The organism is Mesorhizobium sp. P3_B5 (genome assembly GCF_056402815.1).
In genome coordinates this window covers 82,065-108,662 of the sequence record NZ_JBFUGR010000002.1, presented here as the reverse complement: position 1 = coordinate 108,662, position 26,598 = coordinate 82,065, and the positions used below count along the sequence as shown (strand labels likewise).

Below are 26,598 nucleotides of genomic sequence, written 5' to 3'. Positions count from 1 at the left end.
CATGGCCATCTATGTCGTGATGGAGCCACCGGGCCGCGGCGAAAAGGCCGATACGACCTTTGTCCGTGACGGCTTTTCCTGGCTCGGCTTCCTGGTGACGCCGTTGTGGCTCGCCTGGCACCGGCTGTGGATCGAGGCGGCGCTGGCCTTTGTCGCCATGGCCGCGCTGTCGATGCTCGGCGAGAAATTAGGGCTCGAATGGGCCGGCTCGGCTCTCTCGCTGCTGGTCTCGCTCTATGTCGGGCTGGAGGGGCAGGGTCTGCGGATCGCGGCGCTGCGCCGGCGGGGCTGGCAGCAATGGGGCGTGGTCGAGGCCGATGGGATCGACGATGCCGACACCCGCTACGCGCTGGAAACCGAGGCGCCGTCGGATGAAGGCGCGCCGGTGCATCGCATCGTTCCGGACGCCGCCCAGGCGCGGCCGGCGCAGCCGGGCATGGCGCTGGGGCTGACCCACATTCCGGGAAAGACCTGAGATGCGTGTTGCCATCATCGACTACGGGTCGGGCAATCTGCGCTCGGCCACCAAGGCTTTTGAGCGCGCCGCGCACGAAGCCGGCATTGCTGCCGCGATCGAGCTGACGGCGGACGCCGAACGGGTGCGCACCGCCGACCGCATCGTGCTGCCCGGCGTCGGCGCCTATGCCGATTGCGCGGCGGGCTTGCGTGCCGTTGCCGGCATGTGGGAAGCGGTGGAGGAGGTGGCCATCGCCAAGGGGCGGCCGTTCCTCGGCATTTGCGTCGGCATGCAGCTGATGTCGGAACGCGGCCTGGAAAAAACCGTTACCAAAGGCTTTGGCTGGATCGCCGGCGACGTCAAGGAGATCAAGCCCTCCGATCCGGCGCTGAAGATCCCGCAGATCGGCTGGAACACGATCGATCTGGAGCGCAAGCATCCGCTGTTTTCCGGCATTCTCACCGGACCCAAGGGGCTGCACGCCTATTTCGTGCATTCCTACCACCTCGATGCAACGAAGCCGACCGAAGTGCTGGCCGTCGCCGACTATGGCGGCCCGGTGACGGCCGCTGTCGCCCGCGACAACCTCGTCGGCACCCAGTTCCATCCCGAAAAGAGCCAGGCGCTCGGCCTGGCGCTGATCACCAACTTCCTGCGGTGGAAGCCATGACCAAGAAGGGCTACTGGATGGCGATGATCGAGGTGACCGATCCGGAAAACTATCCGCTCTACATCGCCGCCAACAAAGCGGCTTTCGACAAATACGGCGCAAGATTCCTGACCCGTGGCGGCCAGTCGTCGAGCCCGGAAGGGCCGTCCGGCAGTCGCCACATCATCATCGAGTTCGAGAGCTACGCGGTCGCACTCGCCTGCTTCCATTCACCCGAATACCAGGCGGCGCTAAAACTCCGGCGGCTTTATTCGACGTCGCATTTCGCCATTGTGGAAGGGGCGTGAACCGTGATCCTGTTTCCGGCCATAGACCTCAAGGACGGCCAGTGCGTGCGGCTGAAGCACGGCGATATGGCGACCGCGACGATCTACAATGACGATCCGGCGGACCAGGCCAGAGCCTTCGAAAGCCAGGGCTTCGAATGGCTGCATGTCGTCGACCTCAATGGCGCCTTCAAGGGCCAGAGCGTCAACAGCGCGGCAGTCGGCGCCATCCTCAAGGCAACGAAGAACCCGGTGCAGCTCGGCGGCGGCATCCGCACCCTGGAGCAGATCGAGGACTGGCTCGATCGCGGGCTCGCCCGAGTCATTCTCGGTACGGTGGCGGTGCGCGATCCCGACCTGGTCAAGCAGGCCTGCAAGGCGTTTCCGGGCAAGATCGCCGTCGGCATCGACGCCAAGGGCGGCAAGGTGGCGGTCGAGGGTTGGGCCGAGGCCTCCAGCCTCGGCGTCATCGAATTGGCGAAGAAGTTCGAGGGCGCCGGTGTCGCTGCCATCATCTACACCGACATCGACCGCGACGGCGTGCTGACCGGCATCAACTGGGATGCCACGATCAGCCTCGCCGAAGCGGTGTCGATCCCGGTCATCGCCTCGGGCGGCCTGGCCTCGATCGCCGACATCGTGCGTATGACCATGCCCGATGCGCAAAAGCTCGAAGGCGCGATCTCCGGCCGCGCGCTCTATGACGGGCGCATCGACCCGACCGAGGCCCTGGCAATCCTGCGCGGCAGGCCCGTAGCGGAGGCGAGACCGTGAAAGTCTCGATCATCCTGGCCTCCTATGACAGCGGTCAATATCACGGCGGCATGGGCCAGGGACCGGACGCGCTGATATCAGGCGGGCTGGTCGAAGCGCTGACGCTGGCCGGTCACGACGTTGCCGTCGAGGACATCGGCAAGGTCGGAGATGAGCAGGAACGCGAGATCGCAACAGGCTTTGCCGTCTGCAACGCCGTCTCCGGCGAGGTCCGCATCGCCCGTGACCGCGGCCGGTTTCCCATTGTGCTCGCCGGCAATTGCCTGACCAGCGCCGGTGCGGTCGCCGGCGGGGACGCCGATTCGATCATCTGGGCCGACCAGCATGGCGACCTCAACACGCCCGAGACATCCGTTTACGGCTTTCTCGACGGCATGGCGTTGGCGACGGTTCTGGGGCTCTGCTGGCGGGCGATGGCGAAAGCAATTCCCGGCTTTCATGCGATCGACCCGTCCCGCTGCGTGCTGGTCAACGCCCGCGACCTCGATCCGGCGGAAGAGCTGCTGCTGGAGACATTGCCGGTCATTCGAGCGGAATGCCCGGATGTGGCAAAGGCAGCCGGAAGGCTGAAGGCCACCGGCGTCAAGCGAACGCATATGCATCTCGACCTGGATGTCCACGACCCCAACGAATTGCAGGCCAATCGCTATACGCATTCGGGCGGGCCGAGACCGGCGCAGTTGCGCCAGGCGGTGTGCGGCATGGCCGGTTTGCTGCCGATCGTCGGCATCACCATCTCTGCCTACGATCCGGCGTTCGACGCGCAAGGCGATGTTCCGCCGCTGGTCGGCCAATTGCTGACCGATCTGCTGGCAACGGTGGAGAAAAGCTGATGCTGAAGGCCCGCGTTATCCCCTGTCTCGACGTGAAGAACGGCCGCGTTGTCAAGGGCGTCAATTTCGTCGACCTGATCGACGCCGGCGATCCGGTCGAGGCGGCCAAGGCCTATGACGCGGCCGGCGCCGACGAGCTCTGCTTTCTCGACATCACCGCCTCGTCCGACAACCGCGAGACGATCTTCGACGTCATCGCCCGCACCGCCGAACAATGCTTCATGCCGCTGACCGTCGGTGGCGGCGTGCGCCAGGTCGCCGACATCCGAAAACTGTTGCTGGCCGGCGCCGACAAGGTGTCGATCAACACGGCGGCGGTGAAGAACCCTGATTTCGTCGCTGAAGCGGCCGATAAGTTCGGCAACCAGTGCATCGTCGTCGCCATCGACGCCAAGAAGGTGTCGGCAGCCGGCGAGGCCGACCGGTGGGAGATTTTTACCCATGGCGGCCGCGAAAAAACCGGCATCGACGCAGTCGAATTCGCGCGAAAAATGGTCGATCTCGGCGCAGGCGAAATCCTGTTGACGTCGATGGACCGCGACGGCACCAAGGCCGGCTACGACATCGCGCTGACCCGCACCATCGCCGACGCCGTGCGTGCGCCGGTGATCGCATCTGGCGGCGTCGGCACGCTCGACCACATGGTCGAAGGCATTCGCGACGGCCATGCCGGGGCTGTGCTGGCGGCATCGATCTTCCATTTCGGCACCTACACGATCGCGCAAGCCAAGGCGCATATGGCGCTTGCCGGGCTGCCGATGCGCCTGGACTCGCCGTTTCACTCCAAACCACAAAGGCTGTAGGCTGCGTCATGGCTGAGTTCTCGCTCTCCGATCTGGAGACCACCATCCGCGAACGCGCGCAGTCCGGCGACTCGGACTCGTGGACGGCAAAGCTGTTTGCGCGCGGCATGGACAAGGCGGCGCAGAAACTCGGTGAAGAGGCGGTCGAAACCGTCATCGCCGCCGTCAAAGGCGACAAAAAAGCTCTCGTTTCGGAAAGTGCCGATCTTCTATATCATTGGCTCGTCGTTCTCGGCATCGCCGACATTCCGCTGAGCGACGTGCTCAAGGAGCTCGAAACCCGCACCGGGCGCTCGGGCATCGCAGAAAAGGCGTCTCGGTCCTGAGACGCTGACCGCTGAGGAGGGCAGGAAACTCGATGGACCAGCTCGCTCCCACCGAGAAATATTCACCCTTTCGTTTCTTCTCGGCCGAGCAATGGTCGCAGTTCCGCGCCGACACGCCGCTGACGCTCGGCGAAGATGAAATCAACCGCCTGCGTTCGCTGAACGACCCGGTCGATCTCGAAGAGGTCAAGCGCATCTATCTGTCGCTGTCGCGGCTCTTGTCCGCGCATGTCGAGGCGAGCCAGCTCCTGTTCCGCCAGCGCCAGGCCTTCTTCAACGCGCTGGATGTGGTCAAGACGCCGTTCATCATCGGCATTGCCGGCTCGGTTGCGGTCGGGAAGTCGACCACGGCACGCGTGCTCAAGGAACTTTTGGCGCGCTGGCCGTCGAGCCCGAAGGTCGATCTGATCACCACCGACGGTTTCCTGCTGCCCAACGAGGTGCTGCGCCGCGACAATCTGATGGAGCGCAAGGGCTTTCCCGACAGCTATGATGTCGGCGCGCTGCTGCGTTTCCTGTCGGGCATCAAATCGGCGCAGCGCAATGTCCGGGCGCCGGTCTATTCGCATTTGACCTATAACGTCATCCCCGGCGAGTTCGTCACCATCGACCGGCCGGACATATTGATCTTCGAAGGCATCAACGTACTGCAGCCGGGTAAATTGCCCAGGGATGGCAAGATCGTGCCGTTCCTGTCGGACTTCTTCGACTTCGCCATCTATATCGATGCCGACGAAAAGCTGATCCACCAATGGTACATTGCCCGCTTCATGCGGCTGCGCGAGACCGCCTTCCGCAATCCGGACTCCTTCTTCCACCGCTATTCGCAACTGTCAGAAGGCGCCGCACGCGCCATTGCCGAAGGGTTGTGGGCCAACATCAATCTGAAGAATCTGCGCGAGAACATCGTGCCGACGCGGGCGCGCGCCGATCTCATCCTGCGCAAGGGCGCCAATCACCTGGTCGAGGAAGTGGCGCTCAGGAAGTTGTGACGGCAGCCCCCGGGCGGTCCACGATATCGGTCGACGGCTCGTCCTGTGTCTGTAGCCGCAAATAGGGCCGATCCGCGGGGACGAGTTTACGCGCCACGACATAGACCACGATCGCGACAGCGGCGGCGGCATAGCCGTCGATGGCATAGTGCCAGGCCAGATAGACCGAACTGACGGCGACAAAGGCCACATAGACGAACGCCACAGCGCCGAGACGGCGACTATACTCCCACACGAAAAGCGCATTGAGCATCACCAACCCGACATGCACGCTGGGAAAGGCCGAAATACCTGAGGCGAACCCCGTCTGCCTGGCTTCATGGAGCGTCCACAAATATTGCTGATAGGAAACAGCGGAGTTGGCGGATTCGGCGCCGTGGGCCAGGAATGCCAGCTGTTCGCCAAACCGCGCCGTGTCGCCCGTGACGGCACCATAGAACGCCGGACCGGCCGACAGGAACAGCCCAGCCAGGATGTTGCCTACGACAACCCAGACCACCATGAAGCAGGCGACATAGCGCGTTCGAACCGACGCCGTCCGCGGCGATGTCGCGACAAAGAACAAGGCGCCGAAATTGAGGACGAACCACAAAACGTTGTAGTTCCACTCGACGGCGGTCCGCACGAAATCATTTTCAGCGACCACGTAGAGCCAGCGCCACGGATCGGCGCCGAAATGCAGGAAGGCGTCGATGTCGGCATGTGTCACATCGAATGGAAAGCCATCCTGCCAGACCGGCATGCCATTTTTCACGGAGGTGAATGTGCCTTGAAAGATCATGAGCGCCATGAGGAGGCATAGACCCGAGAGCGAGTATGCCAGCCGTGATGTCGAAAAGACCTGTTTCGCTGCCAGACGGCGCCTGCCATCGAAGCGATGCATGAGCAGGCTCACGTCGACAAGAATGGCGAAGACCGGCAGCATCACGCCGTTCAGCAATATCCAGCGCCCGAAATATATCGAATACGCGCTGCGGTCGGCCGCGCCGATCGCATGCAGAAAGACCAGGCCGGCCAAGGTGTAGATGGCAATGAACAGATAAAGGCCGGAATCCCGGCGGACCAGCGGGATTGCTCCGTTGGCGGCAGCCCACAGTTGGCGCAAGATTACACTGCTGTCTGTCATGATCCCCGAGCCGACGTTGCAATGCCCAGGCACGTTTACGAGGAAAACCTGTAGAATCGGTTAGTGTCCCGCCCGCGTGACCCGCCGCAGCGTCAGATTGATGCGCCCGCCGTTCTTGAGCAGCGCCGAGGTCGAGGGATAGATACGGTCGACGCCGTGGAAGCAGAGGCGGCCCTCGCCGCCAAGCACGACGACATCACCGCTTTTCAGCCTGAATGATTTGGTCGCCCCGTCGCGCGTGGTCTGGCCGACCCTGAACAGGCAGTCGTCGCCGAGCGAGACGGAGACCACAGGCGCCGCGAAATCGGCCTCGTCGCGGTCCTGATGCAGGCCCATTTTGGCGTCCTGCGCATAGAAGTTGACCAGGCAGGCCTCCGGCGGCTGCGGATAGGCGGAGACCTCGCGCCATAAGTGCAGGAGCACCTCGGGGATCGGCGGCCACGGCGCTCCGGTCACCGGATGGGTCGGCTGGTAGCGATAGCCGTGCTCCTTGTCGGTGACCCAGCCAAGCGTGCCGCAATTGGTCATGCGCACGCTCATCTCCTTGCCGGTGCGCGGCATGGCGGGCACGAACAAGGGGGCGGCCTGCACCACGCTTCTGACATCCTCGACCAGCGCCTCCTGCAGGGCGCGCGACAGATAGCCGGGCATGTGGCGAACGCCATTGGGCAGGACGAGCATCAGATTGGCCGCTTCATTCGGTTCATCCGGCAACAATGCCATCCCCAGGCAAAAACGGCGACCCGAAAGCCGCCGATCTTGCGTTGCGCCGCTCCGGCCCGAAGGAAATACAGGCGGGCCGCACTCAGTCGTCGCCGACGCGACCGCGCAATTTCTTGATCGTGCCGCGCCCCGCCTTGCTCTTCAGGCGCCGCTCGACGGCGCCTTTCGACGGCCTCGTCTTCTTGCGCGGCGGCGGCGGCGGCTCGGCTGCCTTGGCGACCAGCGCCGTCAGCCGTGCGCGTGCGTCCGCCCGGTTCTGCTCCTGCGTGCGGTAGCGGCCGGCCTCGATGACGATGACACCGTCCTTGGTGGCGCGCTGGCCGGCGAGCTTGATGGTCCGCTCGCGCACGCGCTCCGACAGGCCCGCCGCGTTGGCGGCATCGAAACGCAACTGCACGGCCGTCGCCACCTTGTTGACGTTCTGGCCGCCAGGGCCGGACGAGCGGATGAAATCCTCGTGCAGGTCGCCCGGGTGGATTGTCGCCTCGTCGGCAATGATGATCTTGTCGTCGGCAGTCATGCCGCACTCATGGCGCGGCGGATGAAAAAAGAAAAGGCCCGATCACAACCGGGCCTTCCAATGTTGGGTTGGGGCGACTGCCGGCCCTACTCCGCTGCTTCCTGCAGGCGCGGCGCGGCGCCCAGCACGTTGGCGTCGACATGCGGTTCGAATTTTTCGAAATTGACGGCGAACATGCCGACCAGCCTTGCCGCCTGCCGGTCGTAGGCAGCCTTGTCGGCCCAGGTCGAGCGCGGATCGAGAATGGCACTGTCGACGCCGGCAACCGCCACCGGCACCTCGAAGCCAAAATTGGCGTCGGTGCGGAAATCGGCCGATTTCAGCGAACCGTCGAGCGCCGCGGCAAGCAGCGCCCGCGTCGCCTTGATCGGCATCCTTTTGCCGGTGCCGTAAGCGCCGCCGGTCCAACCGGTGTTGACCAGCCAGCAATCGACGTCGTGGCGGGCGATCAGCTCGCGCAGCAGATTGCCGTATTCGGAGGGGTGGCGCGGCATGAACGGCGCGCCGAAGCAGGTGGAAAACGTCGCTTCGGGCTCGGTGACGCCCTTTTCGGTTCCCGCAACCTTGGCCGTATAGCCTGAGAGGAAATGATACATCGCCTGCGCCGGGGTCAGCCGCGCGATCGGCGGCATGACGCCAAAGGCGTCGGCGGTCAGCATGATGATGTTTTTCGGGTGACCGGCGCGACCGGTCTTCGAGGCATTGGGGATGAAATCGAGCGGATAGGCGCAGCGCGTGTTCTCGGTCAGCCTTCCGTCATCGAAATCCGGCACGCGGTTGGCATCGAGGATCACATTCTCCAGCACGGTGCCGAAGCGCCGTGTGGTGGCAAAGATTTCCGGCTCGGCTTCGGCCGAAAGCTTGATCGTCTTGGCATAGCAGCCGCCTTCGAAATTGAAGATGCCGTGCGGACCCCAGCCGTGTTCGTCGTCACCGACCAATGTCCGCGACGGATCGGCCGACAGCGTCGTCTTGCCGGTGCCCGACAGGCCGAAGAAGACGGCCGCGTCCCCGGCCGGGCCTTCATTGGCCGAGCAATGCATCGGCATGACGCCCTTGGCCGGCAACAGATAGTTGAGCATGGTGAACACCGACTTCTTCATCTCGCCGGCATAGGAGGTGCCGCCGATAAGCACGATCTTGCGCGCCAGATCAACCGCGATCACCGTTTCGGTGCGGGTGCCGTGACGGGCCGGATCGGCGCGGAACGACGGCAGGTCGATGATCGTCATCTCGGGCACGAAATGCTCGAGCGCGGCGGCTTCAGGACGGATCAGCAGATTGCGGATGAACAGCGAGTGCCAGGCGAGTTCGGTGACGACCCTGGTCGTCAGCTTCAATCCGTCGTCGGCGCCGCCGACCAGATCCTGCACATAAAGGTCCTTGTCCGCCGCATGGGCGCGAAAATCGGCAAGCAGCGCCTCGAACTGGGCCGGCGAGATCGCCTTGTTGTTGTCCCACCAGACATGCGGCGTGGTCGCCTCGTCGCGCACGACGAATTTGTCCTTGGGCGAGCGACCGGTGTGCTGGCCGGTCTCGGCGACAAGCGCGCCATGCGCGGTCAGCCGGGCCTCGCCGCGGCCGATTGCCTGCTCGTAGAGCTGAGCCGCGCCGAAATTGTAGCGCACCACGCCTGACGTCAGGAGGCCGATCCGATCGATCGCGCATGCGGGATTGCGTTTGCCGGCTTCCAACATGGGTGTCCCTTCTTCGATTTGCCGCATCTTGCCGGCGAATTTTCCGGAGCCCACTTGCCAGGGCTGAAAGGCTCAGAACCAGAAAACCCGAATGATATCAAATCATTAATCGATTTAAAAATTTTAAAAGTTGTTTAAATCGTTTATATGTGCAAAAAGTCGGGTGGTTGCCCAAAGGATTGGCAGTCTTTGTTCGTCCAATCCGTGTAGTGGTGTGATTGTGGCCGCCGGCATGCCGCTCGTGACAGCGGTCTGAGCCTATGCCACATTTTGTACCTAATTTGTCCTGCAAAAGCCCCTTCTCTACGAAAGAAGGGACAGCTCATGAGGGAGCCGCTTGAAATGGCAACGATCGCGCTTGTCGATGACGACCGCAACATTCTGACTTCGGTGTCGATTGCCCTCGAATCCGAGGGCTACCGCGTCGAAACCTACACGGATGGGGCGTCAGCGCTGGAAGGCCTGGCGGCGCGCCCGCCGAACCTCGCCATCCTCGACATCAAGATGCCGCGCATGGACGGTATGGAACTGCTGCGCCGCATGCGCCAGAAGTCCGACCTGCCGGTGATCTTCCTGACCTCGAAGGACGACGAGATCGACGAGCTCTTCGGCCTCAAGATGGGCGCCGACGATTTTATCCGCAAACCGTTTTCGCAGCGTCTTCTGGTCGAACGGGTCCGCGCCGTGCTGCGCCGGGCCAGTGCCCGCGAGGCCGCGGCGAAGACACCCAGCCAGCAGGCCCGCTCGCTCGAGCGCGGCCAGCTTGTCATGGACCAGGAGCGCCACACCTGCACCTGGAAGGGCGAGCCGGTGACGCTGACCGTGACCGAATTTCTCATCCTGCACTCGCTGGCGCAGCGTCCCGGTGTGGTAAAAAGCCGTGATGCGTTGATGGATTCAGCCTATGATGAGCAGGTCTATGTCGACGATCGCACCATCGACAGCCACATCAAGCGGCTGCGCAAGAAGTTCAAGGCCGTCGATGATGACTTCGAAATGATCGAAACGCTTTACGGAGTCGGGTACCGGTTCCGCGAAGCTTAAGAACGGACCGGGAGCTGCTATTCTATGGCAGTTGACGTAGAGCGAGGCAGACGGGCGGGCGCCGGCAGGCGGCCGTCCAGGATTCTGCCCGCATTTCTGTCGAGGCTGACGGTGCCGATGCGCCGTTTCCTCGGCCACCATATCTTTTCCAGCCTGACCCGGCGCATCCTCTTCCTCAACCTTGCCGGCCTCGCCGTCCTGGTCACCGGCATCCTCTATCTCAACACGTTTCGCGACGGGCTGATCGATGCCCGCGTCGAGAGCCTGATGACGCAGGGCGAGATCATCGCTGGCGCGATTGCGGCGTCGGCGACGGTCGAGACCGATTCGATCAGCATCGACCCGGAAAAGCTGCTGGAGCTGCAGGCCGGCGAAAGCCTCGGCCCCGGCTCCGACCAGCTCGACAATCTGGATTTCCCAATCAATCCGGAGCGCGTGGCGCCGGTGCTGAGACGGCTGATTTCGCCGACGCGCACCCGCGCCCGCATCTACGATCGCGACGCCAATCTGCTGCTTGATTCACGCCATCTCTATTCGCGCGGCCAGATCCTTCGCTACGACCTGCCGCCTGTCGAGGAAGAAGAGCCCGACCTTGTCGAGCGCGTGCAGAAATTCGTCTTCGATTTGTTCCGCAACACTGAACTGCCGGTCTACCACGAACAGCCGGGCGGCAATGGCGCCGCATTTCCGGAGGTGGTCAAGGCGCTGACCGGCAGCCCGTCGACCATCGTGCGGGTCTCAGAGCAGGGCGAGCAGATTGTTTCGGTGGCCGTGCCGATCCAGCGCTTCCGTGCCGTGCTCGGCGTGCTCATGCTGTCGACGGAAGGCGGTGACATCGACAAGATCGTCGCTGCTGAACGCAAGGCGATCCTGCGCGTCTTTGGCATTGCCGCCCTGGTCACCGCCATCCTGTCGATGCTGCTGGCCTCGACCATCGCCAACCCTCTGCGCCGGTTGTCGGCGGCGGCAGTGCGGGTGCGGCGCGGCGTCAAGAACCGTGAGGAAATCCCCGACTTTTCCGACCGGCAGGACGAGATCGGCAATTTGTCGATCGCCATACGCGACATGACCAATGCGCTCTACGCCCGTATCGAGGCGATCGAGAGCTTTGCCGCCGACGTGTCGCACGAATTGAAGAACCCGCTGACGTCGCTGCGCAGCGCCGTGGAAACCCTGCCCTTGGCGAAGAACGATAATTCCCGCGCGCGTCTGATGGAGATCATCCAGCACGATGTCCGGCGGCTGGACCGGCTGATCACCGATATTTCCGACGCGTCGCGCCTTGACGCCGAGTTGGCGCGTGAAGATGCCGGAACGGTGGATCTGAAGAAATTCATCACCGACCTCGTCGCTGTTTCACGTGAGGCGACGCGCAACAAGAAGGCGGTCGAGATCGAGTTCAAGGTCGCCAAGCTGCCGCAAGGCGTCAAAGGCTATTTCGTCGTCGGCCATGATCTCAGGATCGGCCAGGTCGTCACCAACCTGATCGAGAATGCCCGCTCCTTCGTTCCCGAAGAGCACGGCCATATCGCGATTTCCCTTGCACGCGCGGGCAAGTTCAACATCGTCACCGTCGACGACAATGGCCCCGGCATCCGGGCCGACAACATCGACCGTATCTTCGAACGCTTTTACACCGACCGGCCGGCCGGCGAGGCGTTCGGCCAGAATTCAGGCCTCGGCCTGTCGATCTCGAGGCAGATCGTCGAAGCCCATGGCGGCACGCTGACCGCGGAGAACATCCCGGGTACCAAGCCCGGCGAGATCAAGGGTGCGCGCTTCGTGGTGACGCTGCCGGCCGAAGGCTGATCCGTGCAAGCGGAAAACATTCATGGAACGGCGCTGCTCATCGGCGAACGCGGTGTGCTCATCACCGGACCGTCCGGCGCCGGCAAGACGACGCTGGCGCTGGTGCTCATCGACCATTGCCGGGCACGCGGGTTGTTTTCACGGCTGATCGGGGACGACAGGCTGCTTGCGGCCACGCGCGCCGGGCGGCTGATCTGCCGCGTTCCCGCCACCATTGCCGGCCTCGCAGAAGTGCCAGGATTCATGCCACGGCCGCTGTCGTTCGAGCCAAGCGGGGTGATCGACCTCCATATCCGGTTGGTACCGAAGCATGCGAGGGACCGCTTTCAGGAAGACTTCAGCGAGCCGATCGCGGGCTGTCCGGTACCGCGGATCGATCTGATCGAGCGCAACGTTGCGACAGCCTTGCCGGCCGTAATGGCGCGGCTGTCGATCGCGGCTTTCGCATGATCCGGTTTCGATTTCTTGCTGCAATGCGTCAAAATGGCGTCGGTCGGCGCAATTTTGGGCTTGTCAACGCGCCTCGCGTCGACAAGATAGCGCTCCCGCCGCCTGGAATGGCCGGCGAGCATAAAATACGCCTGTGAAGCGGCGATGACGGGAGCCACCAACGAATGATCGGACTCGTGCTTGTAACGCACGGTCAACTGGCCGCCGAGTTCCGCCATGCCGTGGAACATGTCGTGGGGCCACAAGACAATTTCGAAACCGTGGCGATCGGCGCCGATGACGATATGGAGCAGCGCCGCAGCGACATCGTCGAAGCCGTGGCGCGCGTCGACACCGGGTCGGGCGTCATCGTGCTGACCGACATGTTTGGCGGCACGCCGTCCAACCTCGCCATCTCGGTGATGGAATCCGGCCGCACCGAAGTCATTGCCGGCATGAACCTGCCGATGCTGATCAAGCTGTCGAGCATTCGCAAGGGCGACAATATGAGTGCGGCGCTCGACGAGGCGCAGGCCGCGGGGCGCAAATACATCAACGTCGCCAGCCAGCTGCTGAGCAGCAAATGAACGCGCTGTCGCCGGAAAAAGACCACATCGTCCGCGAGTTTCCGATCGTCAACCAGCGCGGCCTGCACGCGCGTGCCTCGGCCAAGTTCGTCCAGGTCGCCAGCGGCTTCGACGCCGCGGTCCATGTCGAGAAGGACGGCGTCAAGGTCGGCGGCACCTCGATCATGGGCCTGATGATGCTGGCGGCAAGCCCAGGCTATTCGATCCGCGTCACCGCCAGCGGGCCTGAAGCCCTGGAAGTCATCGACGCGCTGGAGCAGCTGGTCGCTTCGCGCTTCGGCGAGGAGTCCTGAAGTTTTTGGTTCGATGCATGCCGTTGTCCCAAAACCGCGGGGCACTTTTGGGCGGCACGCATCCCCTCCAAAGACATGCACGAATAAAGATTTCTTTATATCCCATTGTCGTGCGACCGGCGATCTGCTAGTCAGGCGCGGCAATCCGCGCCCTTCGACGCGCCTTCCGGCGTGGGCGCATCCCTGAGATTTTTCACACCGGAGTACTGCCATGACGGGTAGCAAGGACTATGTGGTCGCCGACATTTCGCTTGCCGGCTGGGGCCGCAAGGAAATCGAGATCGCCGAAACCGAAATGCCGGGCCTGATGGCCTGCCGCGAGGAATTCGGCGACAAGAAGCCGTTGAAGGGCGCACGCATCACCGGCTCGCTGCACATGACCATCCAGACGGCGGTGCTGATCGAAACGCTGAAGGCGCTCGGCGCCGACATCCGCTGGGCCTCCTGCAACATCTTCTCGACCCAGGACCACGCCGCTGCCGCGATCGCCGAGGCCGGCATCCCGGTGTTCGCCATCAAGGGCGAGTCGCTCGAGGACTACTGGGACTACACCGACCGCATCTTCCAGTGGACCGATGGCGGCACCTCCAACATGATCCTCGACGACGGCGGCGACGCCACCATGTACATCCTGATCGGCGCCCGCGCCGAGGCCGGTGAAGACGTGCTGTCCAACCCGCAGAGCGAGGAAGAAGAGTACTTCTACGCCCAGGTCAAGAAACGCCTGAAGGCCTCGCCCGGCTTCTTCACCAAGCAGAAGGCGGCGATCCGCGGCGTTACCGAAGAGACGACGACCGGCGTCAACCGGCTCTATCAGCTGCAGAAGAAGGGCCTGCTGCCCTTCCCGGCGATCAACGTCAACGATTCGGTGACCAAGTCGAAGTTCGACAACAAATATGGCTGCAAGGAATCGCTGGTCGACGGTATCAGGCGCGGCACCGACACGATGATGGCCGGCAAGGTCGCGGTCGTCTGCGGCTATGGCGACGTCGGCAAGGGTTCGTCGGCCTCGCTGAAGGGCGCCGGCGCCCGCGTCAAGGTCACCGAAGTCGATCCGATCTGCGCGCTGCAGGCGGCGATGGACGGCTTTGAAGTCGTCACGCTGGAAGACGCTGCCCCGACAGCAGACATCATCATCACCACCACAGGCAACAAGGACGTCGTCACCCTCGACCACATGCGCTCGATGAAGGACATGGTGATCGTCGGCAACATCGGTCACTTCGACAACGAGATCCAGGTGGCTGCGCTGCGCAATCTGAAATGGACCAACGTCAAGCCGCAGGTCGACCTGATCACCTTCCCGGATGGCAAGCGGATGATCCTTCTGTCGGAAGGACGCCTGCTCAATCTCGGCAACGCTACCGGCCACCCCAGCTTCGTCATGTCGGCGTCGTTCACCAACCAGGTGCTGGCGCAGATCGAGCTCTACAGCAAGCCCGGCCAGTATGAGAATCAGGTCTATGTGCTGCCCAAGCATCTCGACGAGAAGGTCGCGCGCCTGCATCTCGACAAGCTTGGCGCCCGCCTGACCGAACTGTCCGGCGAACAGGCTGCCTATATCGGCGTGACCCCGCAGGGGCCGTTCAAGCCGGAACACTACCGCTATTAACCAAAGCGGAAATCACCACTAGATATTGTAGCCGGGCGATTGACTTTTCGCCCGGCTTAATTTTTGCGCTGAATGATTCTTCACGCCGATTCGCGCAAGCGCTATGGTGCTGATTCGGTCCGGGGACGAGGACCGACGCACGCATTTTGGGCGGTCTTGCATTCAGGCGGCGAAGAGGACCAAGACATGCCGGGGGAAAACCCGCCTCGCGCGGGACAGGCCGTTTCCGGCGGCCGCAACGATTCGGGTGTCACCGGCTCCGCTGTCACGGGCGGCGGCCTTTCATGGCGCCTTGGCGCACGCGTCGGGACATGCCTTGCCACTTCCGCACTCGCCGGTCCGCTGCTTGGCTTTGCGGCGCATGCCGAGCCTAGCATTGCCCAAAAAGCCGGACTGTCGGTCAGCACGGTCGAGGTCATGCAGCTGGCGATGTTTGTCGGCGTCATGGGCGCGGCACTTGTCTCGGCGATCTTCCTGATCCGCGAACGGGCGCGCACCTCGGCGCAGAATGTCGAACTCAGGGCCCGCATCGCCGATGTCAACGTAGCGCTGCAGCGTTCCGAAGCGATGCTCAACCTGCGCGACCAGCGCGTGATCGTTTGGACCTCGGAAAACAAGAAGCCCGAGCTGATCGGCACGTTGCCGATCGAGAGCGGCGCCCCGGAAGATCGCACCGCTTTCCTGGCCTTCGGCCGTTGGCTGATGCCGCGTTCGGCGGCAGCGCTGGAGAACGCGGTGGCGGGATTGCGCGAAAAGGCGAAGTCCTTCGACCTGGTCATCGAATCGCAGGCCGGAGCGCCGCTCGAAGTGCACGGCCGCAAGAGCGCTGCCCATGTGATCGTGCGTTTCGTCTCGCTTTCGGAAACACAGCGAAGCCAGGCCAGGCTGAAGATCGACAACCAGCGGCTGGCCGCCGACTACGACACCGTGATCGGGCTTCTCGACGTGCTCAAGATGCCGACATGGCTGCGCGCCGCCGACGGACGACTGAAATGGGTCAACCGCGCCTATGCCGAGGCGGTCGAAGCAAAGGACGCCGAAGCCGCCGTTCGCGACGCCAAGGAATTCCTCGGCGGCCAGGCGCGCGATGCAATCGCCGAGCAGCACAAATCGCGGCCGGTGTTTGAACAGACACTGTCGACGGTGATCGAGGGCGACCGCCGCATGTTCGCGGTGACCGACTTCGCCGGCACTGAGGGCTCCGCGGGTATCGCCAGCGACACCAGCGCCATCGAAACCATTCGTGGCGAGTATGAGCGCACGGTGAGAAGCCACGCCGACACGCTCGACCAGCTGAACACCGCCGTTGCGATCTTCGACACCGACGAGAAGCTGCGCTTCTTCAACCAGGCCTTTCAGAAACTGTGGAGCCTCGACAGCGGCTTCCTGCACAGCGCCCCCGACAACGCGCTGCTGCTCGACCGGCTGCGCAGCGAAGGCAAGATCGCCGAGCAGCCCGAATGGCGGCGCTGGAAGGAAAGCCTGCTCGGCGCCTACCGCGCCGTCGAATCGCAGGAGCATTGGTGGCATCTGCCCGACGGCAAGACCATCCGCGTGGTGGCCAACCCGCAGCCGAAGGGCGGCGTGACCTGGGTGTTCGAGAACCTGACCGAGAAGATGGACCTCGAAAGCCGCTACCAGACCGCGGTGCGGGTCCAGGGCGAAACGCTCGACAACCTTGCCGAGGGCGTGGCGGTGTTCGGTCCTGATGGACGGCTGCGTCTGTCCAACCCCGCCTTCGTCGCGCTGTGGGGGCTGGGCGCCGATGTCGTCAAGCCCAACGTCCATGTCTCGGCCATCCGCGATCTCAGCGACCAGCGCGCCGCGGACAGCCCATGGGGCGGGTTCGTTGCCGCCATCACCGGTTTCGATGACGAGCGCCGCGACCGTCACGGCCAGACCGAACTCAACAACGGCAATGTGCTGCGCTATGCCGTCATCCACCTGCCCAACGGGCAAGTGATGATGACCTTTGTCGACGTCACCGACAGCGTCAATGTCGAGCGGGCGCTGAAAGACAAGAACGAGGCGCTGGAAAAATCCGACCAGCTCAAGAACGAGTTTGTGCAGCACGTCTCCTACGAGCTGCGCTCGCCACTGACCAACATCATCGGCTTCACCGAGCTTTTGTCGCTGCCGACGACCGGGCCGCTCAGCCCGAAGCAGCGCGAATATGTCGAGCATGTCGGCTCGTCTTCGTCGGTGCTGCTGACCATCGTCAACGACATACTCGACCTGGCGACGGTCGACGCCGGCATCATGCAGCTCGACATCTCCGAAGTGAGTATCGACCGGACCATCGCGGCCGCGGCCGACCTGGTTGCCGACCGGCTGGAAGAGCATTCGATCAAGCTCAGCATCGATGCAGCCGCGGCGCCCAAAAGCTTCCACGGCGACGAGATCCGCATCCGCCAGATCCTCTACAATCTGCTGAGCAACGCCGCCAACTATGCGCCGGAGGCGAGCACCATCACGCTCGCCTGCCGCCAGCTGGCGCAAGGCGTCGAGTTCTCCGTCCATGATGATGGCCCAGGCATGCCGCCGGACCTGCTCGATTCGGTGTTCCGCCGCTTCGAGCCAAAGACCAATGGCGGCCGCCGGCGCGGCGCCGGGCTTGGCCTGTCGATCGTCAAGAGCTTTGTCGAATTGCATGGCGGCAGCGTCCGCATCGAGACTGGCAAGGACAAGGGCACCACCGTCATCTGCACCTTTCCCGACGCCCCGTCGGGCGTTCGCGCCGCGGCCGAGTAGCGCCTACGATGGCAGGCGTGGTGCTGGAGCGTTTTCTCGCTGACGAAGCGGCGACGGCGAGGCTCGGCGAAGACCTCGCCATGGCGCTCCGGGCCGGTGACGTTCTGGCCCTCAAAGGCGATCTCGGCGCCGGCAAATCGACCTTGGCGCGGGCGCTGATCCGGGCCCTGGCCGACGATGCCGGCCTCGACGTGCCGAGCCCGACCTTCACCCTGGTGCAGAGCTACGACACACGCATTCCGGTGCATCATTTCGATCTGTATCGCCTGTCTTCGGCCGGCGAGATCGACGAGCTGGGTTTCGACGACGCGCTGCTGCAAGGCGCTGCCCTGGTCGAATGGCCGGAACGGGCACAGGCCTATCTGCCGAAGACGTCGCTCTGGATCGAACTCATCCATGATGGCGACGGCCGCCTTGCCAGATTGTCCGGGCAAGGTGCGGCCTTCGAACGCGCGGCGCGATCGCTGGCGATGCGCGACTTTCTTGCAAAGTCCGGCTGGGGTGACGCGCAGCGGCGCCATTTCGTCGGTGACGCCTCCGCCCGCTCCTATGAAATCGTCTCGCTTGCCGGCTTTGCGCCACGGGTGCTGATGAACTCGCCACGGTTGGTGCTCGGACCACCGGTCCGTGACGGCAAGCCCTATGCCTTGATCGCGCATACCGCGCAGTCGGTTTCGGCTTTCGTCGCCATCGACAGCGCCTTGCTGGCCGGCGGTGTCAGCGTCCCGGAGATCCATGCGCAGGATCTCGATCAGGGATTTCTGTTGATCGAACATCTCGGCTCGGAGGGATTTCTCGATCAGCATGGCGAGCCGGTGGCCGAGCGCTATGCGGCGGCGGCCGAACTGCTGGCGATGATGCATGGCAAGGCATGGCCTGCCCGCATGGAGGCCGCGCCAGGGGTCTTTCACGACGTGCCGCCCTTCGACCGCGACGCGATGATGATCGAAGCCGATTTGCTGGTCGACTGGTATGTGCCGATGGTCATGGGCAGTCCGGCAAGCGATGCCTTGCGGGCCGGCTACCACAGCGCGTGGAACGCGGTGCTCGACCGGCTGGCGGCCAGTGAATACACGCTGATGCTGCGCGACTACCATTCGCCCAACATCATCTGGCGCGGTGATCGTGCCGGCCACGACCGTCTCGGTATCGTCGATGTCCAGGACGCGTTGATCGGGCCTTCAGCCTATGATGTGGCGTCGCTGGCCATGGATGCCCGTGTCACCGTATCGACTGACATCGAGGCACAGACGCTCAAGGCCTATATCGCGGCGCGCCATGCGGCGAGCGCCTTCGATGAAGACAAATTCACCGAAGCCTATGCAATCATGGCGGCGCAGCGCAATTCGAAGATCCTCGGCATCTTCGTCCGGCTCGAAAAGCGCGACGGCAAGCCCTATTATCTCAAGCACCTGCCGCGCATTCGCGACTATCTACGGCGGGCGCTGGCGCACCCGGCCTTGGGCGGACTGCGCGACTTCTATGTCGCCAATGGCCTGCTGGAGGAACGAACACCGTGACGGCAAAGCCCAGGACCGCGATCGTGCTCGCCGCCGGGCTTGGCAAGCGCATGCGGCCGATCACCGACACCATCCCCAAGCCGCTGGTCAAGATAGCCGGCAAGACACTGCTCGACTGGGGCCTCGACAGCCTGGCCGCCGCCGGGGTTGGCAAGGCCGTGGTCAATGTCCATTATTTTCCCGAGCAGATCGTCGCCCATGTCGCCGCGCGCCAGGCGCCGCACATCCTGATTTCCGACGAGAGCGAACAGCTGCTCGATTCCGCCGGCGGTATCGTCAAGGCGCTGCCGGAACTGGGCGAGCAGCCCTTCTACATCCTCAACGCCGACACCTTCTGGATCGACCACGCGCCGCTCAACCTCGATCGCCTCGCCCTTGCATGGGACGCGGCGAAAATGGATATTCTGCTGATGCTGGCTGATCTCAATCAGGCAACCGGACATTGCGGCAGCACCGATTTCCTGGTGGCGGCGGATGGCGCCTTGCGGCGTTCAAAAGGCGATTCGGCCGGGTTGATCTATGCCGGTGCCGCCATCGTCCATCCGCGTTTGTTCAAGAATGCGCCGGCCGGGCCGCACTCGCTCAACGCCTATTTCGACACGGCGATCGCCGATGGGCGCCTTTTCGGCATGCCGATGCACGGCCACTGGATCACCGTCGGCACCCCCGACGCCATTCCGCTTGCGGAAGCGGCAGTCGCCGGCGCGCTCACCGAGTCGCAATGAGCGGCTCCCGCCGCGTTTTCTCGATCCCACCCGGAGCGCCGTTTCTGCCGACGCTGGCCGATGCGCTGCTTGCCGGCACACTGGTTCCCGGTTTTCGTTTCGACGGCGACCCGCTGGCGCTGGCCGACGTCACCATCTATGTGCCGACGCGCCGCGCCGCCCGCGCGTTGCGCGGCGCCTTCGTCGACAGTCTGGGTGGCCGCTCGGCGATCCTGCCGGTCATCCGCCCCCTTGGCGAATTCGACGAGGACGAGGCCGCTTTCGAGGCCGAGGCATCGGTGGCAATAGACCTTGCACCGCCAATCTCGGCAATAGAGCGGCTTTTGCTGCTGGCGCCGCTGGTGCGCGAATGGAAACGCAACCTGCCGGCGCATGTCGCTGCCATGTTCGACGAAGAGATCGTCGTGCCGGCCTCGGCTGCCGACGCCATCTGGCTGGCGCGCGACCTTGCCCGACTGATGGACGAGATCGAGACCGAGGATTCCGACTGGACGCGGCTGGCCGACCTGGTGACCGGGAACCTCGCCGGCTGGTGGCAGGTGACGCTGAGTTTTCTCGGCATTGTCACCGACGCATGGCCTAACTTCCTGGCAGAGCGCGACCGCTCCAACCCGGCCGCGCATCGCAATGCGCTGATCCGGCTGGAAGCGGCACGGCTGAAGCGCAATCCACCCGCCGGGCCGGTAATCGCCGCCGGCTCGACCGGTTCGATCCCGGCCACCGCCGAACTGCTGACCGTGGTCGCCAGCCTGCCCAACGGTGCCGTCGTGCTGCCTGGGCTCGACCGGATGCTGGACGAGCCGTCCTTTGCGGCGATTGCCGCACCGGGCGCCCGGCCGGCGCTGCTTGGCCATCCGCAATACGGCCTGGCAAAGCTGATCGGCAAGATCGGCGTACTGCGAGCCGACGTCGAGGAGGTCGTTGCCGCCGAAACGCCGCTGGCCATCCGCACGGCTCTTGTCGGCGAAGCGCTGCGCCCGGCCGAAACCACCGAACTGTGGGCCGAAACGCGCGCCCGCTTCGACGCCGCGGACATTGCCGAGGCCTTTGCCGAGGTGACGTTGGTGGAGGCGGCCAGCGAGCGCGACGAGGCGGTGGCGATTGCCGTGGCGCTGAAGACTGCCGTCGAAGAGCCGGGGCAGCGGGCAGCGCTGGTCACCGGCGACCGCGCGCTGGCGCGGCGCGTCTCGGCCGAGCTGTTGCGCTTTGGCGTTGTTGCCGATGATTCCGGTGGCACGCCGCTGGCCAACACACCGGCCGCCAGCCTGCTGAGGCTGGCGCTGCAGGCCGCGTTCCGCCCCGGCGATCCGGTCGGGCTGCTGTCGCTGCTGAAACACCCGTTGCTTGGCCTCGGCCTGGAACGGGCAAGTGTGCGCCATGCGGCCGAGCTCATCGAACTGGTGGCGCTGCGCGGCGGCACTGGACGCCCCGACATCGCATCGCTGCCGGCGCTGTTCGAGGCGCGTCTTGCCGGGTTGAGCAGCGACAAGCGCCAGCCCTTCTGGTTTTCACGGCTGACCGTTGGCGGCATCGAGACAGCGCGTGATCTGCTTACCCGTCTAACCGGCGCGCTGGCGCCGCTGACTGCCTTTCGCGGGCAGGACGATGCCGATCTGGTCGCGCTGACCCGAGCCAGCGTTGCCGCGCTGGAAAATCTCGGCCGGGCTGCGGATGGCAGTCTGAGCGAACTCTATGCTGGAGACGCCGGCGAAAAGCTCGCCGAGCTTTTGCGCGGGCTGGTCGCCGCCTCGGCGTCGTTTGCCTTCGCCGCGGACGAATGGCCCGATGTGATGGACGCATTGATTGCACCGGAAACGGTCAAGCCGGGGCAAGGCACCGACCGCAACATCGCCATCTGGGGCGCGCTGGAAGCCCGGTTGCAGAGCGTCGACACGCTGGTGATTGGCGGGCTCAACGAAGACGTGTGGCCGCGCAAGCCGGAAAGCGACCGCTTCATGTCGCGGCTGATGAAGACCGGCATCGACCTCGAGCCGCCGGAACGGCGTATCGGCCTTGCCGCGCATGATTTCCAGATGGCGATGGGGGCGAAAAAGGTGGTGTTGGCGCGCTCCGCCCGTTCCGGCGACGCGCCGGCGGTGCCATCGCGCTGGCTGCAGCGTATTCTCACTTTCGTCGGCAAGGACCACGCGGCCACGCTGCGCCGGCGTGGCGATGAATTGCTGGCCTGGGCCCGCACGCTCGATGCCGGCGAGAAGGAAAATTTCGCGCCACGGCCACAGCCAAAACCGCCGCTCGATGTCAGGCCGCAGCATTTCTCGGTCACCGAGATCGAGACGCTGCGCCGCGACCCCTATGCGGTCTACGCCAGGCGTATCCTCGGCCTGATGCCGCTCGATCCGGTGATCCGCGATCCGGGTGCGGCCGAGCGCGGCACGCTGTTCCACGCCATCCTGCATCTGTTCTCGGCGCGCGTCGCCGACCCGCGCGCGCCGGAGGCGTTGGCCGGCCTCATTGCCGCCGGTCGGGCCTGCTTTGCCGAGGCCGCACTTCCCGCCGATGTCGAAGCCGTCTGGTGGCCGCGCTTCGAAAAGCTGGCCACCAGCATCATCGAGTGGGAGCGCGGCCGCGCCGCCGCCGTGGTCCGGCGGCATGCCGAGGAGCGCGCCGAAAGGACCGTTGTCGGCCAATCCGGCGTGACCCTGTCCGGCTATGCCGACCGCGTCGACCTGCTGGCCGGCGGCATGGCCGACATTCTGGACTACAAGACCGGCTCCTCGCCATCCAAGGCGCAGGCGCACACGCTGCTGGCGCCGCAACTGGCCCTGGAGGGCGCGCTGCTCAGGCGCGGCGCCTTCAAGGGGCTTGGCGCGCGCGAGCCTTCGCAGCTGGCCTTCGTCAGGCTGAAGCCGAATGGCGAGGTGTTCGAGGAATCCATCCTCGAATACAACCGCAAGCCGCGGACCGCCGCGGATCTCGCCGAAGAGGCCTGGGCGCGGCTGGAAAAGCTGCTGATCCACTATGCCGATCCGGCAGCCGGCTATCTGTCGCGGGCACTGCCGTTTCGCGAGGGCGAGACGGATGGCGATTACGACCATCTCGCCCGCGTGCTCGAATGGTCCGCTGGCGGCGACACCGACGACGAGGGAGGGGAGGCATGAAGAAGGCCTATCCCATCTCGAGCGACACCGCTTCCAGCCAGGCGCGCGCTTCCGATCCGCAGAATTCCGCCTGGGTGTCGGCTAATGCCGGATCGGGCAAGACCCATGTGCTGGCCCAGCGCGTCATCCGGCTTCTGCTGCGTGGCACCGATCCGTCGAAAATCCTGTGCCTGACCTACACCCGCGCCGCCGCCGCCAACATGTCGAACCGGGTGTTTTCGACACTGTCGGAATGGACGGCACTTGGCGATCCGGAGCTGGCGGCAAAGATAGAGGCGCTGGACAATCGCCGGCCCGATCGTGACACGATGCGCCGTGCGCGGCGGCTGTTCGCCGAAGCGCTCGAGACGCCCGGCGGCTTGAAGATCCAGACCATCCACGCCTTTTGCGAATCGGTGCTGCACCAGTTCCCGCTGGAAGCCAACATTCCGGCCCATTTCGAAATGCTCGATCCGCAGATGGAGGCGTCGCTGTTCGCTGCCGCGCGCCGCGACATGATTACGGGCACCGCTGCGGGCGACACGACATTGGCCGAGGCTTTCGCAGCCGTGCTGGAACGCAGCGGCGAAGGCGGGCTCGACGCGCTGCTGGGCGAGATCGTGCGCAAGCGCGACGGTCTGCACGCCTTCATCCATGCTGCCGGCCGCGACCGCTTCCAGGCGCTGTTCGACGAGTTTCAGTTCAGCGCCGGGCAGACGGCTGAAAGCATAGCGGCGTCCGTCTGGCCGCTGCCGGGCTTTTTGCCGGATTATTTTGCCGGCTTCGCCCGTGCCGCCGAGGACGCCGATGCCCGCACGGTGCTGAACAACATTCTGCCCTATGCGCGGCTTGCCTTCGCCGAGGGTGATGCGGTGCGCAGGCTTGGTCTGCTGTCCCGGGCTTTTCTGAAGGCGGATGGCGACCCCTACGATCCGCAAAAAACCTTCAAGAAGGCGTTGCTCGACCGGCTGCCCGATCTGCCGGAACGCTATCTCTCGGCGGTCAAAGCCATTCTCGAGATCTCCGACCGGCTGGCGCTGTTCCGGATGCTGGAAGGCACGGCTGCCGCGCTGACCATCGCCGACTGGCTGATCGCCCGCTACGAGACGCTGAAGCGCGGCCGCGGCTTTCTCGATTTCAACGATCTCATCACCCGCACGGTCAACCTCCTGGCGCGGCCCGATGCCGGCCCCTGGGTGCAATACAAGCTCGACCAGGGCATCGACCATATCCTGCTCGACGAGGCGCAGGACACCAGCCCCGACCAGTGGGAGGTGGTGAAGCGGCTGACGGAAGAGTTCTTTGCCGGGCAAGGCGCGCGCGACACGACGCATCGTACGGTGTTTGCCGTTGGCGATGAAAAGCAGTCGATCTATTCCTTTCAGGGGGCGGCGCCGGATTCTTTTGCCGACAGCCGACTGTTGTTTGCCGGCCGTGTGCGCGATGCCGAGGCCGCCTTTGCCGATCTCAAACTGACCTGGTCGTTCCGTTCGACCGACGACGTGCTGGCCGCCGTCGACCGCGTCTTCGCCGAGCCGGGCGTGCGGCGCGGCATCAGCCATGATCCCGATCCGCTCGACCACAAGGCGATCCGCACCGATGCGCCGGGCTATGTCGAGGTGTGGCCATCGATCGGCACCGATGCCGTCGATGAGCCCGACGACTGGACGCAGGCCATCGACCACGCCCATGCGCCGGCGGTGCGGGTCGCCGAAAACGTCGCCGCGACCATTGCCGGCTGGATCGGCAACCGCGAAATCATCGAAGGCCGCGGACAGAAACTGCGACCCGGCGATGTGCTGGTGCTGGTGCGCAAGCGCGACCGCTTCGTGCACGCGCTGACGCGGGCGCTGAAGCGCCGCGACATCCCTGTCGCCGGTGCCGACCGGCTGAGCCTGCCCGGCCATATCGCGGTGAAGGACCTGATCGCGCTCGGCCATTTTCTCATCCAGCCGCAGGACGATCTGTCGCTCGCCGCCGTGCTGCGCAGCCCGATCTTCGACGTGTCGGAAGAGACGCTGTTCGCGCTCGCCGCGGCGCGGCCGTCCGGATTGTCGCTGATCGCCTCGCTCAGGCAGCATGCCGGCGAAAGCACTTTGCTGGCTAATGTACTTTCCCGGCTAGACGGCTGGGCCAGCGAAGCGGCGTTCAAGCCGGTGTTCGAATTCTATGCCGGCGTGCTGGCCCGTGACGGGTTGCGCAAGAAGATGATCGCCCGTCTCGGACCGGAAGCCGGCGACATTCTGGACGAATTCCTCTCCTTCTGCCTGGCCGAGGAGCGGACCGGCCTGCCCGGGCTGGAAGCCTTCCTGTCGACGCTGGAAAACACCGGCCCCGAGATCAAGCGCGAGATGGACCAGACGCGCGACGAGGTGAGGGTCATGACCGTGCACGCCGCCAAGGGCCTGGAAGCGCCGGTGGTGTTCCTGGTCGATGGCGGCTCAGCGCCATTCAGCGACCAGCATCTGCCGCGATTGATGCCGTTCGAGGGCACAGGCCAGTATTGGGCCGGCAAGGGTTATCTCTGGCGCGCCGCCAGTGAGGTCGCCAACGGCTTTTCGCGCGCAGCCGCGGCGCGGGCGCGGGAGCTGGCCGACGATGAATACCGCCGGCTGCTCTATGTCGGCATGACGCGGGCCGAGGACCGGCTGATCGTCTGCGGCTACCACGGCAAGCGGGCGCCCAGCACCGGCACCTGGCATTCGATCGTCAGCCGGGCGCTGATCGGCGCGCCTGAAAGTGCGGAGCGCCGGCACCCCGCCATTGACGAGCCCGTGCATCGCTTTCGCGTGACAAAACTGTCGCCCGTCGCGCTGGTTTCAGGCGACGACGCAAGGCAAAGGGAGATCTTCAGGCCACTGCCGGCCACGCTGTTCCGGCCCTTGCCGCCTTACGAGGACCTGCCGCGACCGCTATCGCCGTCCGGCGCCTCGGCGCTGATCGACGAGGCCAAGGAAGCGGTGGTCGATACACGCTCGCCGGTGCTGGACGGTGAGGCGGAGCCCGGCTTTGCGGTGATGCGCGGACTGGCGCTGCACAAGCTGCTGCAAATGCTGCCCGGCCTGGCCGAAAGCGAACGCCGGGCGGCGGCGGAACGCTATCTCACCCGCGCTGGCGCGGAATGGCCTGCCGCCGAGCGCGAAAAGGCGCTGGCCTCGGTGGCGGCGATCCTCGCCGACAGCCGCTTCGATAAGCTGTTCGGGCCGTCATCGCGGGCCGAAGTGGCAATCATGGGCAGCCTGGAGGTGAAGGGCAGGATGCGCTCGATCTCCGGCAAGATCGACCGGCTGGCGGTGACCCCCGACCGCGTCTCGATCGTCGACTACAAGACCAACCGGCCGGCGCCCGCTGGCCTCGCCGATGTCCCGCCGGCCTATGTCCTGCAGCTGGCGCTCTATCGCGCGCTGCTGCAGCCGCTTTATCCCGGCCGCGCGGTCCAGGCGGCGCTGCTGTTTACCGAAGCGCCGCGGCTGATCGAGTTGCCGGCGGCGGCCATGGATGCCGCCCTTGCCCGACTCACAGGAGCGTGACACAACACCTGCT

At 64.6% G+C, this 26,598-nt stretch carries 23 protein-coding genes; 19 read left to right on the top strand and 4 right to left on the bottom strand.

The genetic code is table 11. The annotated features are described in order from the left end of the window. Position 1: 1 nt before the first annotated feature. From AC1DVW_RS05540 to coaA, 8 genes are read left to right on the top strand one after another with little or no spacing between them, the layout of a single operon-like run. Positions 2–475 carry a DUF2628 domain-containing protein gene (locus AC1DVW_RS05540; RefSeq protein ID WP_477274261.1) on the top strand — a complete coding sequence of 158 codons (474 nt, stop codon included), beginning with the start codon at positions 2–4 and terminating at the stop codon, positions 473–475. A gap of 1 nt (position 476) precedes the next feature. Then, on the top strand, positions 477–1,127 hold the full coding sequence (hisH, locus tag AC1DVW_RS05535) for an imidazole glycerol phosphate synthase subunit HisH (protein WP_477240613.1): 651 nt from the start codon (positions 477–479) through the stop codon (positions 1,125–1,127). Beyond that, entirely contained in the window at positions 1,124–1,414 is a 291-nt protein-coding gene (locus tag AC1DVW_RS05530) for a DUF1330 domain-containing protein (RefSeq protein WP_477321739.1), read from the top strand. The genes hisH and AC1DVW_RS05530 overlap by 4 nt, the downstream gene beginning before the upstream one ends. A 3-nt stretch (positions 1,415–1,417) precedes the next feature. Continuing rightward, positions 1,418–2,167: a 1-(5-phosphoribosyl)-5-[(5-phosphoribosylamino)methylideneamino]imidazole-4-carboxamide isomerase gene (gene hisA / locus AC1DVW_RS05525; RefSeq protein ID WP_477274259.1), complete on the top strand. Its 750-nt coding sequence runs from the start codon at positions 1,418–1,420 to the stop codon at positions 2,165–2,167. Further along, positions 2,164–3,000 carry an arginase family protein gene (locus tag AC1DVW_RS05520; RefSeq protein WP_477321737.1) on the top strand — a complete coding sequence of 279 codons (837 nt, stop codon included), beginning with the start codon at positions 2,164–2,166 and terminating at the stop codon, positions 2,998–3,000. The genes hisA and AC1DVW_RS05520 overlap by 4 nt, the downstream gene beginning before the upstream one ends. Next, on the top strand, positions 2,997–3,803 hold the full coding sequence (gene hisF, locus AC1DVW_RS05515; protein ID WP_477241842.1) for an imidazole glycerol phosphate synthase subunit HisF: 807 nt from the start codon (positions 2,997–2,999) through the stop codon (positions 3,801–3,803). Before AC1DVW_RS05520 ends, hisF begins: the two co-directional genes overlap by 4 nt. 8 nt (positions 3,804–3,811) lie before the next feature. Further along, positions 3,812–4,129 (top strand): phosphoribosyl-ATP diphosphatase, encoded by a 318-nt coding sequence (locus AC1DVW_RS05510; RefSeq protein WP_477321735.1) that lies wholly within the window; start codon positions 3,812–3,814, stop codon positions 4,127–4,129. 32 nt (positions 4,130–4,161) lie between these two features. Continuing rightward, positions 4,162–5,121, top strand: a complete 960-nt coding sequence (gene coaA, locus AC1DVW_RS05505) for a type I pantothenate kinase (protein ID WP_477321733.1) — start codon at positions 4,162–4,164, stop codon at positions 5,119–5,121. On the opposite strand, the gene AC1DVW_RS05500 is transcribed toward coaA, so the two are convergent. From AC1DVW_RS05500 to AC1DVW_RS05485, 4 genes are all read right to left on the bottom strand, one after another. Then, on the bottom strand, positions 5,108–6,139 hold the full coding sequence (locus tag AC1DVW_RS05500; RefSeq protein WP_477321731.1) for a phosphatase PAP2 family protein: 1,032 nt from the start codon (positions 6,137–6,139) through the stop codon (positions 5,108–5,110). The genes coaA and AC1DVW_RS05500 overlap by 14 nt on opposite strands. A gap of 168 nt (positions 6,140–6,307) precedes the next feature. Beyond that, on the bottom strand, positions 6,308–6,928 hold the full coding sequence (locus tag AC1DVW_RS05495) for an alpha-ketoglutarate-dependent dioxygenase AlkB family protein (protein ID WP_477322624.1): 621 nt from the start codon (positions 6,926–6,928) through the stop codon (positions 6,308–6,310). Between the two features lie 124 nt (positions 6,929–7,052). Then, positions 7,053–7,490, bottom strand: coding sequence for an alternative ribosome rescue aminoacyl-tRNA hydrolase ArfB (arfB, locus tag AC1DVW_RS05490; RefSeq protein WP_477240599.1), 438 nt, complete (start codon positions 7,488–7,490; stop codon positions 7,053–7,055). 86 nt (positions 7,491–7,576) lie between these two features. Then, a complete protein-coding gene (locus tag AC1DVW_RS05485; RefSeq protein WP_477321729.1) occupies positions 7,577–9,187 on the bottom strand; it encodes a phosphoenolpyruvate carboxykinase in 1,611 nt (536 codons plus the stop codon). Between the two features lie 342 nt (positions 9,188–9,529). On the opposite strand from AC1DVW_RS05485, the gene AC1DVW_RS05480 reads away from it, so the two are divergent. From AC1DVW_RS05480 to addA, 11 genes are all read left to right on the top strand, one after another. Continuing rightward, a complete protein-coding gene (locus AC1DVW_RS05480; RefSeq protein ID WP_013528337.1) occupies positions 9,530–10,231 on the top strand; it encodes a response regulator transcription factor in 702 nt (233 codons plus the stop codon). A 24-nt stretch (positions 10,232–10,255) separates the two neighbouring features. Continuing rightward, positions 10,256–12,040, top strand: a complete 1,785-nt coding sequence (locus AC1DVW_RS05475) for a stimulus-sensing domain-containing protein (protein WP_477321727.1) — start codon at positions 10,256–10,258, stop codon at positions 12,038–12,040. 3 nt (positions 12,041–12,043) lie between these two features. Beyond that, the gene (locus AC1DVW_RS05470) at positions 12,044–12,490 is read left to right on the top strand and encodes an HPr kinase/phosphorylase (RefSeq protein ID WP_477240593.1); all 447 of its coding nucleotides are present in this window, start codon (positions 12,044–12,046) and stop codon (positions 12,488–12,490) included. Between the two features lie 164 nt (positions 12,491–12,654). Beyond that, the gene (locus tag AC1DVW_RS05465) at positions 12,655–13,056 is read left to right on the top strand and encodes a PTS sugar transporter subunit IIA (RefSeq protein WP_477240591.1); all 402 of its coding nucleotides are present in this window, start codon (positions 12,655–12,657) and stop codon (positions 13,054–13,056) included. Continuing rightward, positions 13,053–13,349: an HPr family phosphocarrier protein gene (locus AC1DVW_RS05460; RefSeq protein ID WP_477240589.1), complete on the top strand. Its 297-nt coding sequence runs from the start codon at positions 13,053–13,055 to the stop codon at positions 13,347–13,349. The genes AC1DVW_RS05465 and AC1DVW_RS05460 overlap by 4 nt, the downstream gene beginning before the upstream one ends. Positions 13,350–13,560: 211 nt before the next feature. Beyond that, positions 13,561–14,961, top strand: coding sequence for an adenosylhomocysteinase (gene ahcY / locus AC1DVW_RS05455; RefSeq protein WP_477240587.1), 1,401 nt, complete (start codon positions 13,561–13,563; stop codon positions 14,959–14,961). Between the two features lie 186 nt (positions 14,962–15,147). Further along, positions 15,148–17,712: a sensor histidine kinase gene (locus AC1DVW_RS05450; protein ID WP_477321725.1), complete on the top strand. Its 2,565-nt coding sequence runs from the start codon at positions 15,148–15,150 to the stop codon at positions 17,710–17,712. Positions 17,713–17,720: 8 nt separating this feature from the next. Beyond that, complete coding sequence (tsaE, locus tag AC1DVW_RS05445) at positions 17,721–19,232, top strand: tRNA (adenosine(37)-N6)-threonylcarbamoyltransferase complex ATPase subunit type 1 TsaE (RefSeq protein ID WP_477321724.1); 1,512 nt, start codon at positions 17,721–17,723, stop codon at positions 19,230–19,232. Continuing rightward, entirely contained in the window at positions 19,229–19,957 is a 729-nt protein-coding gene (locus AC1DVW_RS05440) for a nucleotidyltransferase family protein (RefSeq protein WP_477321722.1), read from the top strand. Before tsaE ends, AC1DVW_RS05440 begins: the two co-directional genes overlap by 4 nt. Further along, positions 19,954–23,076 carry a double-strand break repair protein AddB gene (gene addB / locus AC1DVW_RS05435; protein WP_477321720.1) on the top strand — a complete coding sequence of 1,041 codons (3,123 nt, stop codon included), beginning with the start codon at positions 19,954–19,956 and terminating at the stop codon, positions 23,074–23,076. Before AC1DVW_RS05440 ends, addB begins: the two co-directional genes overlap by 4 nt. Next, positions 23,073–26,585 carry a double-strand break repair helicase AddA gene (addA, locus tag AC1DVW_RS05430; protein WP_477321718.1) on the top strand — a complete coding sequence of 1,171 codons (3,513 nt, stop codon included), beginning with the start codon at positions 23,073–23,075 and terminating at the stop codon, positions 26,583–26,585. The genes addB and addA overlap by 4 nt, the downstream gene beginning before the upstream one ends. Positions 26,586–26,598: the final 13 nt, after the last annotated feature.

What these genes read in the sequence shown, in the direction of transcription:
- AC1DVW_RS05540 (WP_477274261.1), top strand. Translation starts at nt 2, where the DNA reads ATGGCCATCTATGTCGTGATGGAGCCACCGGGCCGCGGCGAAAAGGCC.
- hisH (WP_477240613.1), top strand. Translation starts at nt 477, where the DNA reads ATGCGTGTTGCCATCATCGACTACGGGTCGGGCAATCTGCGCTCGGCC.
- AC1DVW_RS05530 (WP_477321739.1), top strand. Translation starts at nt 1,124, where the DNA reads ATGACCAAGAAGGGCTACTGGATGGCGATGATCGAGGTGACCGATCCG.
- AC1DVW_RS05510 (WP_477321735.1), top strand. Translation starts at nt 3,812, where the DNA reads ATGGCTGAGTTCTCGCTCTCCGATCTGGAGACCACCATCCGCGAACGC.
- coaA (WP_477321733.1), top strand. Translation starts at nt 4,162, where the DNA reads ATGGACCAGCTCGCTCCCACCGAGAAATATTCACCCTTTCGTTTCTTC.
- AC1DVW_RS05495 (WP_477322624.1), bottom strand. Translation starts at nt 6,928, where the DNA reads ATGCTCGTCCTGCCCAATGGCGTTCGCCACATGCCCGGCTATCTGTCG.
- arfB (WP_477240599.1), bottom strand. Translation starts at nt 7,490, where the DNA reads ATGACTGCCGACGACAAGATCATCATTGCCGACGAGGCGACAATCCAC.
- AC1DVW_RS05485 (WP_477321729.1), bottom strand. Translation starts at nt 9,187, where the DNA reads ATGTTGGAAGCCGGCAAACGCAATCCCGCATGCGCGATCGATCGGATC.
- AC1DVW_RS05480 (WP_013528337.1), top strand. Translation starts at nt 9,530, where the DNA reads ATGGCAACGATCGCGCTTGTCGATGACGACCGCAACATTCTGACTTCG.
- AC1DVW_RS05475 (WP_477321727.1), top strand. Translation starts at nt 10,256, where the DNA reads ATGGCAGTTGACGTAGAGCGAGGCAGACGGGCGGGCGCCGGCAGGCGG.
- AC1DVW_RS05465 (WP_477240591.1), top strand. Translation starts at nt 12,655, where the DNA reads ATGATCGGACTCGTGCTTGTAACGCACGGTCAACTGGCCGCCGAGTTC.
- AC1DVW_RS05460 (WP_477240589.1), top strand. Translation starts at nt 13,053, where the DNA reads ATGAACGCGCTGTCGCCGGAAAAAGACCACATCGTCCGCGAGTTTCCG.
- ahcY (WP_477240587.1), top strand. Translation starts at nt 13,561, where the DNA reads ATGACGGGTAGCAAGGACTATGTGGTCGCCGACATTTCGCTTGCCGGC.
- AC1DVW_RS05450 (WP_477321725.1), top strand. Translation starts at nt 15,148, where the DNA reads ATGCCGGGGGAAAACCCGCCTCGCGCGGGACAGGCCGTTTCCGGCGGC.
- tsaE (WP_477321724.1), top strand. Translation starts at nt 17,721, where the DNA reads ATGGCAGGCGTGGTGCTGGAGCGTTTTCTCGCTGACGAAGCGGCGACG.
- addB (WP_477321720.1), top strand. Translation starts at nt 19,954, where the DNA reads ATGAGCGGCTCCCGCCGCGTTTTCTCGATCCCACCCGGAGCGCCGTTT.
- addA (WP_477321718.1), top strand. Translation starts at nt 23,073, where the DNA reads ATGAAGAAGGCCTATCCCATCTCGAGCGACACCGCTTCCAGCCAGGCG.